10 protein-coding genes, 1 tRNA gene and 1 pseudogene are annotated in these 12,279 nt (G+C 71.2%); 4 read left to right on the top strand and 8 right to left on the bottom strand.

The window, feature by feature from the left end; all coding sequences use genetic code 11:
- Nucleotides 1-13 precede the first annotated feature (13 nt).
- Together FYW99_RS28460 and FYW99_RS28455 are read left to right on the top strand one after the other, a co-directional pair.
- The gene (locus FYW99_RS28460) at nt 14-577 is read left to right on the top strand and encodes a DUF5753 domain-containing protein (protein WP_150255091.1); all 564 of its coding nucleotides are present in this window, start codon (nt 14-16) and stop codon (nt 575-577) included.
- On the top strand, nt 574-777 hold the full coding sequence (locus tag FYW99_RS28455; protein WP_190394847.1) for a DUF397 domain-containing protein: 204 nt from the start codon (nt 574-576) through the stop codon (nt 775-777). The genes FYW99_RS28460 and FYW99_RS28455 overlap by 4 nt, the downstream gene beginning before the upstream one ends.
- Before the next feature lie 346 nt (nt 778-1,123).
- Here the strand turns inward: FYW99_RS28455 and FYW99_RS28450 are convergent.
- The 7 genes and pseudogenes from FYW99_RS28450 to FYW99_RS28425 all read right to left on the bottom strand — a co-directional run bounded on the left by FYW99_RS28450 (nt 1,124) and on the right by FYW99_RS28425 (nt 8,727).
- Nucleotides 1,124-1,196: transfer RNA gene (locus tag FYW99_RS28450), tRNA-Lys, on the bottom strand.
- A 282-nt stretch (nt 1,197-1,478) separates the two neighbouring features.
- A pseudogene (locus tag FYW99_RS32010) lies at nt 1,479-1,625 on the bottom strand (site-specific integrase); the annotation flags it as partial.
- Between the two features lie 817 nt (nt 1,626-2,442).
- Entirely contained in the window at nt 2,443-3,831 is a 1,389-nt protein-coding gene (locus FYW99_RS28445; protein WP_150255090.1) for a DEAD/DEAH box helicase, read from the bottom strand.
- A 241-nt stretch (nt 3,832-4,072) separates the two neighbouring features.
- The gene (locus tag FYW99_RS28440) at nt 4,073-4,276 is read right to left on the bottom strand and encodes a cold-shock protein (RefSeq protein ID WP_150255089.1); all 204 of its coding nucleotides are present in this window, start codon (nt 4,274-4,276) and stop codon (nt 4,073-4,075) included.
- Nucleotides 4,277-4,773: 497 nt separating this feature from the next.
- Nucleotides 4,774-5,628 carry an alpha/beta fold hydrolase gene (locus FYW99_RS28435; RefSeq protein ID WP_150255088.1) on the bottom strand — a complete coding sequence of 285 codons (855 nt, stop codon included), beginning with the start codon at nt 5,626-5,628 and terminating at the stop codon, nt 4,774-4,776.
- A gap of 279 nt (nt 5,629-5,907) precedes the next feature.
- A complete protein-coding gene (locus FYW99_RS28430) occupies nt 5,908-7,299 on the bottom strand; it encodes an LCP family protein (protein WP_150255087.1) in 1,392 nt (463 codons plus the stop codon).
- 528 nt (nt 7,300-7,827) lie between these two features.
- Nucleotides 7,828-8,727, bottom strand: a complete 900-nt coding sequence (locus FYW99_RS28425; RefSeq protein ID WP_150255086.1) for a helix-turn-helix domain-containing GNAT family N-acetyltransferase — start codon at nt 8,725-8,727, stop codon at nt 7,828-7,830.
- A 95-nt stretch (nt 8,728-8,822) separates the two neighbouring features.
- On the opposite strand from FYW99_RS28425, the gene FYW99_RS28420 reads away from it, so the two are divergent.
- A complete protein-coding gene (locus FYW99_RS28420) occupies nt 8,823-10,316 on the top strand; it encodes an NAD(P)-binding domain-containing protein (RefSeq protein ID WP_150255085.1) in 1,494 nt (497 codons plus the stop codon).
- Nucleotides 10,313-11,626 (top strand): MFS transporter, encoded by a 1,314-nt coding sequence (locus FYW99_RS28415; protein ID WP_150255084.1) that lies wholly within the window; start codon nt 10,313-10,315, stop codon nt 11,624-11,626. Before FYW99_RS28420 ends, FYW99_RS28415 begins: the two co-directional genes overlap by 4 nt.
- A 91-nt stretch (nt 11,627-11,717) precedes the next feature.
- On the opposite strand, the gene FYW99_RS28410 is transcribed toward FYW99_RS28415, so the two are convergent.
- A partial coding sequence (locus tag FYW99_RS28410) for an arsenic resistance protein (protein ID WP_394350385.1) occupies nt 11,718-12,279 on the bottom strand: 562 nt, incomplete at its 5' end.

The following is a 12,279-nucleotide window of genomic DNA, read 5'->3' as shown; positions in this document are numbered from 1 at the left end:
CGAGATCGCCGAGATGATCGACAGCGCCGCGGCCGTCCACGAGTACGAGATCATGGTGTTCCCGGCCTACATGCAGACCCGGGACCACGCCCGTGCGCTCATCAGGTACGCGGCACCTTGGCTGTCACAGGCAGAGGCCGACGAGCGGGCCAAGGAACGTGCGGAACGTGCGGACAGGATCGCCTCCGCACCGGCACCCCGCATCTGGACGGTCCTGGACGAGTCCGTCCTCAGCCGCCGCTACGGTTCTACCGAGGTTGTGCTGGAGCAACTGGAGCACGTGGTGGCTCTGGCCGACAGCGAGCGGGTCAGCATCCAGTTCGTCCCGGCCTCGGAACCGCGACACCCGGGCAATTCGGGAGCCTTGAAGCTGATCACCACGGATTACATCCCGGAGGTGCTCGTCGCGGAGTCCATCCGTGAGGGACAGGTGATCACCAACACGGTGGAGGTCGCCAACTACCGGATGGCCTATACCGCCCTGCAGGGGGTGGCCAGCAGCCCGGAGCAGTCTCTCGCCAGGCTCCGGGCAGAGGTGACGCGGCTCCGTGATGAGCAGAAGAGGTTGGAGCGATGAACAAGTCACCGGTGCCGCCTGGCACAGGCGGGCACAAGAGCAGCTACAGCAACGGGGGCACCAACTGCGTTGAGGCGCGCGAGGGCTCGCAGGGAACCGACGTGCGCGACTCGCAGAATCCCCTCCTGGGTCACCTGAGTTTCGCCTCCCCGGAGTGGGCAGGGTTCCTCCAGGGTGTCAAGGCCGGCTGCCTGGCCTGACCCACCACGCACTCACCGCCAAGCCCCGGAACCACTGTTTCCGGGGCTCCTCCGCCTCCGCTCCCTTCCGCACAGTGACACCTCTGACCTGCGGGGATGGAGTAACGGATTATGCGTCCGTGGGAACTGGGCACCGACCAACGGATTTCCGGAGGGGCGGGGCGAAAGCTCCCGGATCATCCGGGTTTGGAAGGCACCGAACAGGGGTGTTGCTCCGGGCTGCTCGTCGAGGTGGGAGGCACAGGCGAGACAACGGAGCACGCTCGGAGCAATCGGCGGACGCCGGAGACGGGAAGAACCCAGACAGAGAAGCCCAGAAAGGGCCTCTGACCTGGGTTTTTGCGGGTAGGCCCCCAGGGGCTCGAACCCTGAACCCACGGATTAAAAGTCCGTTGCTCTGCCAATTGAGCTAGAGGCCCGCGATACGACTCGGAGCGTGGTCCTGGCCGTCGCCGGAGCCAACTCTACCGTAGCCACACGGGTTCTCGGTGGCTGGTACACCCCACCAGAACCCGAGGCTGCCCACCGCTTGCACACACCCAGACCCTGCTCGGGAAGGCAGGCTGGTGCCAGCGGAGCCACCACCGAGCACACCAACACCACCTCACGCCGACGGCACCTTCTCGGTTCGGCACACAGCAAGGCCCCCGCTCGGGCGATGGTGCCGCTAACCCGAGCGGGGGCCGGTGGTGCACTGGTGTCTACGCCCTGCTGGTGGCGGGTTTGAGCATGGCCGCGGTGGCCTCGGCGGCGGCCCTGGCCACGTCGGGGAACACGGTCTGGTCGGTGTCCCGGGTGAAGCGCGTGGTCGCGTGGCCGAGCTCGGCCGAGACCACCTTGACGTCCACCCTGTCTCGTGCCGGATTTATTGGAGGCTCTGGCATGTACCGGCTTCGGTTGACTCGGCCCGCCGCAGGAATGGTCGCTCGTACTCGGATTCCGGCAAGTCGGTGCGGTGGTCCTGGGTTGAAGACATCGCAGTGCTCTCTTCTGTCGATTCCATGAGGAGCGAAAGCTGCGGGCATGGTGCTCACGCTGACATCCCCGTGCTCGTCAACAGTTTGCCCACCGGCAAGTTGGCTGCGTTTCCACTGACCTCCCCGCTGCGCTCAACAGTGAGCTCGTCGAAGACGGCGATCTCCGACCTCGAGCGAGCGCTGGTCAGCCCCTCCGCTCAGCTCCGGGAGGGCGGGAAGAGCTGGGCAAGGCCCTCGCCCCCGGCAAACTGAAGCACCTGTGGAAGGAGCTCACCGGCCCAGAAGGCGAGATCTGGAAGTTCGAGATCGCCGAGATGATCGACAGCGCCGCGGCCGTCCACGAGTACGGGATCATGGTGTTCCCGGCCTACATGCAGACCCGGGACCACGCCCGTGCGCTCATCAGGTAAACGGCTCCCCGGCTGTCACAGGCAGAGGCCGACGAGCGGGCCAAGGAGCGCGCCGAACGCGCGGACAGGATCGCCTCCGCGCCAACGCCCCGCATCTGGAACGCGGGACACACCGGTCGTGGCGGCAGGGCCCAGTGCGGCCCACATGACCTCGGGGCAGAGACCAGCCTTTTCCTGGGCGTGGGCGTGGGCGTGGGCGTGGGCGAGCACCCGCAACTTGGAGAACCAGCCCGACGGGGCCCGAGAGCATCCTGCTCTCGGGCCCCGTCGTGGTCGGGTCAGCGGCGCGGTCGGCGTGCTGCGGCACCGCGGTGCCGCCGCTCTCGCGAGCCCCCGGCGGGCACGGCGACCGGTACGCCCGAGGGCTCACGCGCTCCGGTCACCCTGGTCAGCTCCACGTCCTCGGCGTCCACCCGCGCGGTGTGCGCGTCGATCCGGGCCCGGCTCATCAGTCGGGTCATGTCACGTCGCTGGCTGGGCAGCACGAGCGTGACCACGCTGCCCGTCTCGCCCGCGCGGGCGGTGCGTCCGCCCCGGTGCAGGTAGTCCTTGTGGTCCGTGGGCGGGTCGATGTTGACCACCAGGTCCAGCCCGTCCACGTGGATGCCGCGCGCGGCGACGTTGGTGGCCACCAGCGCGGTCACGGCGCCCCTCTTGAACTGGTCGAGGGTGCGGGTGCGCTGGGGCTGGGACCGCCCGCCGTGCAGCGGCGCGGCGAGGACCCCGTTGGCCAGCAGGTGCTCGGCCATCCGGTCCACGGCGCGCTTGGTGTCCAGGAACATGATCACCCGACCGTCGCGGGCCGCGATCCGGGTCACGACGTCCTGCTTGTCGGCGTGCGACACGTGCATGACGTGGTGCTCCATGGTGGAGACCGCGCCCTCGGACAGGTCGACCGAGTGGACCACCGGGTCGTTCAGGAACCGGCGGACCAGGGTGTCGACGTTGCGGTCCAGGGTGGCCGAGAACAGCATGCGTCGACCGTCGGCCGGAACCTGCTGGAGGATCGCGGTGACCTGCGGCATGAAGCCCATGTCGGTCATCTGGTCGGCCTCGTCCAGGACGGTGACGTCCACCTGGTCCAGAACGCAGTCGCCGCGCTCCATCAGGTCGCGCAGACGGCCCGGGGTGGCCACGACCAGCTCCACGCCCTGACGCAGGGCGCGGGCCTGACGGCTGACGGGCATGCCCCCCACCACGGTCGCCGTACGCGCCCCCACCGACCGCGCGTAGGGCGCCAGTGCGTCGGTCACCTGTTGGGCCAGCTCACGGGTGGGGGCGAGCACCACGGCCAGGGGGTGCCGGGGCTCGGCCTTGCGCCCGTCGAGCTGGGCGAGCAGCGCCAGCCCGAAGGCCAGGGTCTTGCCCGATCCGGTCCGGCTGCGGCCCAGGACGTCGCGTCCGGCCAGGGAGTTCGGCAGGGTGGCCGCCTGGATCTCGGACGGAACCGTCAGCCCCTGGCGGGTCAGGGTCCGCTTCAACGGTGCGGGCATGTCCAGCGCCTCGAAGGACTCCACCGGTGGGAGCGCTGGGGTGACGGTGACCGGGAGGGCGAACTCCCCGGAAGGGCCGCCGGACCGGGGGCGGCCGGGCGTGCGGGGGCGCTGTCGGCCGTATCCCGGGGAGGGGCGGCCACGGCTGGTGTCGGTGCGGTACGGATAACTCATGTGAGGCCTTTCGCCAGCGGCGTTCGCCGGGCGGGAGGCCTTTCGGCCTCGCAGGGGGAAACCGGAGTACGCCGGATAAGTAATGCGGGTGTCCGCGCTCGTCCGGAGGACTCCGGGGCGCGGTGGACGCCGGTGCCGTTCGGGGGGCGACGGCTGGAAAACCCGGCGGAGAAAAAGAAAAAGCGGCAGGGGCCCAGCGCCCTGAGGGCGGGCCCCTGCCGCAGGAGGAGCGTCGGCTCCCCTAGACCAGGGTGATGTTGTCGGCCTGAAGGCCCTTGGCGCCCTGGGTGATGTCGAAGTCCACGGACTGGCCCTCGGCCAGCTCACGGTAGCCCGTGGCCTGGATGTTCGAGTAGTGGGCGAAGACGTCGGGGCCGCCGCCGTCCTGCTCGATGAAGCCGAAGCCCTTTTCGCCGTTGAACCACTTGACCGTACCGGTCGCCATAGGGATACCTCTCGTTCGGAGTATGAAGAAAACCGCAGATGACGATTTCCCCGTCACCGCGGTGATCGCCCGAAGAGATGGCATCCATCGGGGTTCACGACTGCAACTCCTTAGAACCTATCACACAGGAAACCCCTTGTCCCGGAAAAGCAGTGTGCCGAAGGACACCGGAATGCGTAGTGCAGGGACTAGAGGAAATGTGTTGTGCCCGGAGTATTTTTTCTAGGCCGGGAAAACTCAGATCCGACTTTCGGGGGATCTCCAGACCACCCCGCTCGACCTCGCGGTGGGTGGCCGCCCGTTGGGCACGGGCGCACGGGCGTTGGACCCAGGCCACGGAATCCTCGCCCATCCCGGCGTGTCCGCACACGCTTCCGCCCATCCGCCGACCATCCTCTGATCGCTTTGCCGTTGCGCGGGGGGCTGTGTGATGCCGCGACCGTTGGATCACCGCGCGGGCATGGAGAACGGCAGCCACAGCGCCGACCGCAACCGGTTCACGGACGGCCGCCTCCCGTGTGCCGGACCAGGGCCGACACGAAGTCGTCCCACACCGGCCCGGGCAGGTCGTGACCCGCCCCCCGCAGGACCAACAGCTCGGCCCCGGGAATCGCCGCACGCAGCGCCTCACCATGCGCCGGCGGCAGGAGCGGGTCTCGGTCGCCGTGGACCACGAGCGTGGGCACCGCGATGTCGCCGAAGCCGCCGCGGGCCGGTCCGTCGAGGTCGATGGCGTAGTGGTTGACCAGCGTGGACGCGTAGTTCCTGGCGCGCGCCACGTCGCGTTCGACCAGCGTCCGGACCGCGGCCTCGTCGAAGTACGGCGAGTCGCCGGCGCAGGCCCGCGCGTCGGCGATCACGTACTCCACGACCGCGGCCGTGTCGGAGGAACCTGGTGGGGCGGGCATGGCCAGGTCCCTGGAGGGCGGTGGCAGGTCGTCGGCCCCGGTCGAGCTCGAGACGAACGTCAGCGACGCGACCCGGTGGGGGTGGTCCACGCCGAGGATGAGGCCGCTCCGCCCGAACATCGACTGGCAGACCACATGGGCGCGTTCGATGCCCAGGGCGTCTTGGATGCCGAGCACGTCCTGGGCCAGGTCGGTGCAGGAGTACGTCGGCCGACCCTGCGGGTAGCAGGTCGAGCGGCCGGTGTCGCGGTGGTCGAAACGGACCACGAACCGGCCGCGGGCGGCGATCCGTCCGCACAGTTCGGCGTCCCACCACAGCATCGAGGCGGAGGCCCCGGCGACCAGCACGATCGCCGGGTCCGTGTGGTCTCCGAAGGTCTCGACACACAGCTCGACGCCGTTGACCGCGAGAAGTCGTTCGCCGTGGGACAGATGAGCAGTCATGTCAACCACGCTACGTCCGCGCCTTCGTCGTGAGAGCAGGACCGGCTGTTTTGCCCCTCACCGTGGCTTCGGGAGCAGGAGGCCGACCAGCGTGGACGCGAAACCGCGGGGGACCGCGGTCCTACCGGCCGGGCTCGGCCCACCGGCCCACCGGCCCACCGGCCCATGACCGGCCACTGTTTCGTGCCGTCCCTGGCGACGCGGCTTGGAGGTGGTCCGGAAGCTATGTCGTGGTCCAGATCGAGTCCTCCATGACCACTGCCTGGACCGACCCGCCCCTCAGCACACGGCTCCGTCCTCGGCCGCGGACGCGGTGTCCAGTCCGGCCAGCGCTCCCGCGTCCCCGTCCTCACCGGAGTGGGAGCCGGAACCGGGGTCGGAGTCGGCGAACCCGGCCCAGTCCTGCGGCACCATCACCAGTTCCAGTTCCTCGCCCGAATCGGCAGCCTCCTCCAGTCGGGCGTTGGCGAGTACCGAGGCCAGCTCCTCGGCGTGCGACCGCTGGTCGGGGCCGTGGTAGACCGTGGTGACGGCGGGAACGCGCTCGGCGGGGTCGCCGACCCCGGTGACGTCGAACCCGCGCTCTCCGAGGAGCGACCCGACCCGGCCCGCCAGGCCGGTCACGCCCGTGCCGTTGACCACCCGCACGGACACGTCCGCGGGCTCCACCGCGGGCTCCTCCGGGCCGGCGGGCCCGTCTCCCTCCGCGGCCCCCGCCGCACCGTCGTCGCCCTCCTCCCCGGGCAGCACCTCACCGGCGGCCACCGCGGCGAAGAGCTCACCGGCTTGGGGTTCCTTGGGTTCCACCTTGTACTCGTGGGTCAGGGAGTCCACGACCGGCACCATGACCATGGTGACCCGGCTCAGGTCGACCTCGCGCATGGCGATGGCCAGCTCCGCCATCTTGTCCACCGTGAACCCGTCGTCGGTCACCATGCTGTCGGTGACCGATCCCAGGAAGTCGTAGAGGGTGGTGGGGCTGGACAGGGTCTCACCACTGGTGACCTCGCGCAGGATGGCGCCGATCAACCGCTGCTGGCTCTGGATGCGCCCCATGTCGTCCTTGAACTCGGTGCTGTCGCGGGAGCGGGCCAGTCCGAGCGCCTCCCGGCCGCCGAGGGTCTGCACTCCCGCGTCCAGTTCCAGGTGGGCCTTGGGGTCGTTGATCGGCTCGGGAATGCACAGTTCGACACCGCCGAGGGTGTCCACGATGTTCTCGAACCCGGCGAAGTCCACCATCACCATGTGGTCCAGGCGGATGTCCGTGGTCTTCTCCACGGTGTTGCCCAGACAGTCCAGACCGCCGTAGGTCGCGGCGTGGTTGAGCTGCTGCGGACCGCCGGACCATCCGGAGGACCCGTCCACCGGCTCACACGGGGGGATGTCCACGACCAGGTCGCGCGGCAGGTTGACCATGGTCACGGCGCCCCTGTCCACGTTGACGTTGACGACGACCAGGACGTCGGGGCGTCTGCCCTGGGACTCGTTGTCCCCGCCGAGCAGCAGGATGTTGTGGACCCCCTCCACCTGGTCGGGGCGCTCACCCCAGGCGTCGGTGTCGACCTGCTCGGTCTCGATGCCAAGGGCGTCGCGGTAGCCCGCGTATGCGGTGAGGCTGCTCGCGATGAGCAGACCGGTCGCTCCGCACGCCGCCCACTGGCCGAGGGACATTCCGCTGTTCCCGAACCAGGCCGGAAAAGCTTTTCTGGAAACCACGAGCAACCCGGGATTCGTTGTGGACGGGGGCGAGTCCGACCAGCGGGGTGGGTGCGCTGTGGGAGCGACGGCACGAACTCGACGAACGGAGGGTACCGGGGGACGAGATAACGCGCCATAAGACGTGGTCAGGGAAATTCGGCTGGTGAACCCCTCCGTGCGACCGCCGACGCGGGTGGAGCGTGCGAGGCCCGGATCCCTTGCCTGGAGGGGCAGGATCGAGGTGTCCGGGTCCGCGCGCCGCGGCGCGGAACACCGTTCCGGAGGCAGGAGAGTCGCGTTTTCACGGTCTTGTCCCGCGCTTTTCACGGGAGCCTCTTGCGCGCCTTCGGGAACGCACCCCTGGGTTTCGCGTTCCCGAAACGAAAACACCAGTTCCGGGTGGTTCTCCGCCATCGGGGGGTTTCCCGAGGCGGCCCCGCCGGCTTCCGCGTCTGCGGGCCGAGGTGCTGCCCTCGGCGGGCCGCTCCGCGCTGCCGGAGGTCAGGCGGGTGGGCAGCCCGAACCGTCTGCGCAGGGAACCTCGCCGGGCTCGGCGCCCTCCTCGGGGCGGCGACGCTCCAGCAGGACGGTGTCGCGCCAGACCCCGTGGTGGCGGGCGACGCGCTCGCGCACACCCACGGTGCGGTAGCCCGCCTGGTGGTGCAGGGCCAGGCTGGCCCGGTTCTCGGGGAAGACCGAGGTCTGGAGCGTCCACAGTCCGGCGGCGTCGGCCTCGGTGACCTGCCGGTACAGCAGCGCCTTGCCCACGCCCCGGCCGCGCGCGTCCTCGGCGACGTAGACCGAGGTCTCGGCCACCCCGGCGTAGACCTCGCGGACGGAGACGGGTGAGGCGGCGGCCCAGCCGACGACGCGGCCGCCCGCCTCGGCCACCCAGCGGTGCCCGGCTATCCACCTGTCCTTCAGCGCGCCCGCCCCGGGGACCTCGGTCTCGAAGGTGGCGTCGCCGGTGGCGATGCCCTGGGCGTAGACATCCCGGACCGTCTCCAGGTCGGCATCGGTCATGGCGCGGGTGGTGACGTCGGCGGGCAGGTCGGTGGGGCAGCACGGCCGCGCGTTGAGCATCCCCATGACGGCGTCGGCGGCGTGCGGCAGGCCCGTGCAGCAGGCCGGGTTGACCGCCACCCGGGTCGAGGTGCCCACCTTGGTCAGGGTCACGAACCCGACGTCGGCGAGTTTGCGCAGGTGGTGGGAGACCGTGGGCTGGCGGACCTCCACCATCTCGGCGAGCTGTCCCACGCTGACCGAGCCGGGGGTGGTGGCGATGGCGTGCAGGAGCTGGACGCGCATGGGTTCGGCCAGGCAGGCGAACCAGGCGGCGTAGGTCTCGGCGTCGGGCTGAGGCAGTGCTGGTGCGGTGTGCTCGGGCTGCGTCACGGTCATGCCTCACATTATCGACCATCATCTATGGTTGCGTCCATCGATGGCCACCGATAGAGTTCCGATTCATAGACACCAGTCGATGAAAGAGGTGTGTCATGGGCGACGAGCGTCCCGTCGTGGTGATCGGAGCCGGACCCGCAGGATTGGCGGCAGCCGCGGAGCTGGTCGCGCGCGACCTTCCGGTCCTGGTCCTGGAGAAGGGGAACTCCGCCGGGGCGGCCGTGTCCGCATGGGGCCACGTGCGCCTGTTCTCGATGTGGCGCGACCTGGTCGCCCCGGCCGCGGAGAGGCTGCTCACCGCCACCGGCTGGCGGCGCCCGGACGACGCGGGCTACCCGACCGGCCGCGAGTGGGTTGACGCCTACCTCGTTCCCCTGGCCGAGGCCCTGGGCGAGCGGGTCCGCTTCGGTGCCGAGGTGACCGGGGTGAGCCGCCTGGGCCGGGACCGGGTCGTGGACGCCGGGCGCGGGGAGCAGCCCTTCACCGTGCGTCTGCGCACCGCGGCTGGTGAGGAGCGGGTCCTGGCCCGCGCGGTCGTGGACGCCTCCGGCACCTGGGTCTCACCCAACCCGGTGGGAGGCGACGGCCTGCCCGCGCTGGGAGAAACGGCCGCGTCCGCACACCTGACCTACCGTGTCCCCGACCTGGCCGACCCCGTCGTCCGCGCGCGCCACGCGGGCCGCACCACGGCCGTGGTCGGGCGCGGGCACTCGGCGCTGACCGCCCTGGTCGCCCTGGCCGCGCTGGCCGGGGAACACCCGGGAACGAAGGCGGTGTGGGTGCTGCGACGCGGAGAGGTCGGCGACGCCTTCGGCGGGGGCGCGGCCGACCAGCTGGCCGCGCGCGGTGCCCTGGGCCAGCGCGCCCGCGAGGCCGTTGGGGCCGGGTACGTCGAGGTGGTGACCGGGTTCCGTACCGCCGAGGTCCGGACGGAGCGGGACGGGCGTCTCGTGCTGGCCGACGAGGACGGCCGGGATTTGGAGCCCGTGGACGAGGTCGTGGCGCTGACCGGGTTCCGCCCCGACCTGTCCTTCCTGTCCGAGATCCGCCTCGGCCTGGACGCCGCCCTCCAGGCGCCGGTGGAGCTGGCCCCGCTCATCGACCCCAACCAGCACTCCTGCGGCACCGTCTACCCCCACGGAGCGCAGGAGCTCTCCCACCCGGAGGAGGGCTTCTTCCTCGCGGGAATGAAGTCCTACGGGCGCGCCCCGACCTTCCTGGCCCTGACCGGCTACGAGCAGGTGCGCAGCATCGCCGCACACCTGGCCGGGGACCGCGAGGCCGCCGCCCGGGTGGAGCTGGTCCTGCCCGAGACGGGGATCTGCAGCGGCGGAGGTCTGTCCGAGTCGCCGGACGCGGTGGTCGAGAGCGACGGCTGCTGCGGACCCGCACCCGAGGCCCCGGTGGAGTCCGCTGCTGAGCAGGGTGGTCGCCGCGGCGGCCCGGACGTCTCCGAGGCGCCGGTGACCTCCCCCGGCGACGACCGCACCGTGTCCTCCCGGAAGGCGGCGGCTTCCACCGGGAGCGGCTGCTGCTCCGACGCGTCTTCGCAGCAGGTCGGGCTGGGTGAACCGGACCGGGTCTCGTGACACCTGCGTCCGGTCAGGTCTCCGGCGCGCCCGCACCCGCCGTGGTCGGTGCGCGCCGGGGCCTGGCAGCCCTGTGCGTCACCGTCACCACCAGCTACGGGGTGCTGTTCTACGCCTTCCCCGTCCTGGCTCCGAGCATCACCGTCGACACCGGGTGGTCCCCGACCACGGTGACCGCACTGTTCTCCGCCTCCCAGGTCGTCGCGGGACTGGCGGGCATCCCGGCGGGGCGCTGGTTCCAGGCCCGGGGCCCGCGCCCGGCGATGACGGCGGCGGCCCTGCTCGCGGCCCCCGCCGTGGCGGCCATCGCCCTGGCCCCGAACCCGTGGGTCTTCGCCGCCGCCTGGCTGGTGGCCGGAGCCGCGATGGCCGGACTGTTCTACCCTCCGGCCTTCGCCGCCCTGACCCACTGGTACGGGAAGGCGAAAGTGCGGGCCCTGACCGCGCTGACCCTGGCCGCCGGGCTGGCCAGCACCGTCTTCGCTCCCATGACCGCGCTCCTGGAAGGAGCCTGGGGATGGCGGGGCGCCTACCTGGTGCTCGCGGCCGTGCTCCTGGTCGTGGTGGTGCCCCTGCACGCCTTCGTCCTGCCACGAGACCGGAGCCCAGGAGGTGTCGGACACCGGGGCGACCGAGGGCAGAGCGCGCGTGCCGTCGTGCTCGGTCGGGCGTTCTGGGCACTGACGACGGCTCTGGCCCTGGGGTCCTTCACCGTCTACGCGGTCGTGGTCAACACCGTTCCCCTGCTGGAGGAACAGGGCTTCGGCACGACGGAAGCGGCCTGGGCCCTGGGGGCGGGCGGTGTGGGGCAGGTACTCGGCCGCCTGGTCTACGCGCCCCTGGAACGGTGGACCGGCCCGGTACCGCGCGCCGTGGCCGTGCTGGGTGCCTGCGCGGTGACCACCCTTCTCCTGGCACTGGTACCGGGCCCCTTGGGCCTGGTCATGGCCATCGCGGTGCTGGCGGGCATGGCACGCGGCATCCTCACCCTCCTCCAGGCCACCGCGGTGTCCGACCGGTGGGGAACGGAGCACTACGCCACCCTCAACGGCCTCATGCACACCCCGCTCATGCTGGCCATCGCGGTCGCGCCCTGGGCGGGCGCCGCCCTGGCCGGACCCTTGGGCGGCTATCCGGCGGCGTTCGCGGCACTGGGAGCCCTGGCGGCGCTCGGCGCGCTGACCGCCCTGGCCACCCGCGTCAGGGACGGGCGGACCCCCTCCCCCGCCCGCTTCTCCCCGGCCGCCCTGCGCGGAGTCGGCCGGGACGCGCATCACGTCGTGCGGCGACCGCCCGGCCGGTCGAGGTGACCCGTGACGGGTCCGGCCCCGACCGGACGGGACAGGGTCGGAGCCCGTGCGGGCCCGCGGTCAGTGGCGGGCCCGCGCGCTCCGGCGGCCCCTACCGCCGCGCCGGCGCGAACCGCCTGCGCCAGGCCAGGGACACGTACACCAGGCCCACCAGCACCGGCACCTCGATCAGCGGGCCCACGACCCCGGCCAGGGCCTGACCCGAGGCCACCCCGAACGTGGCGACGGCCACCGCGATGGCCAGCTCGAAGTTGTTGCCCGCCGCCGTGAAGGCCAGCGTCGCGGTGCGGTCGTAGTCCATCCCGATCGCCTTGCCGAAGGCGAAGGTGCCGAACCACATGATGGCGAAGTAGGCCAGCAGCGGCACCGCGATGCGCACCACGTCCAGCGGTTGGCTGGTGATCCGGTCCCCCTGGAGGGCGAACAGCAGCACGATGGTGAACAGCAGGCCGTAGAGCGCCCACGGGCCGATCCGGGGCAGGAAGTTCGCCTCGTAGCGCTCGCGGCCCATCCGCCGCTCACCGATCCGGCGGGTGAGGAACCCCGCCACCAGCGGGACGCCGAGGAAGATCACCACGTTGAGCGCGATGAGCCAGGGGGAGGCGTCCAGGCCGCCGGTGTCCAGGCCCAGCCACCCGGGCAGCAGGTCCAGG

Origin of the sequence: Nocardiopsis deserti (genome assembly GCF_008638355.1) — a bacterium.
Lineage (GTDB): Bacteria > Actinomycetota > Actinomycetes > Streptosporangiales > Streptosporangiaceae > Nocardiopsis > Nocardiopsis alborubida.
The sequence above is the reverse complement of the archived record's forward strand: the minus strand, read 5'-3'. Positions and strand labels throughout refer to the sequence as shown.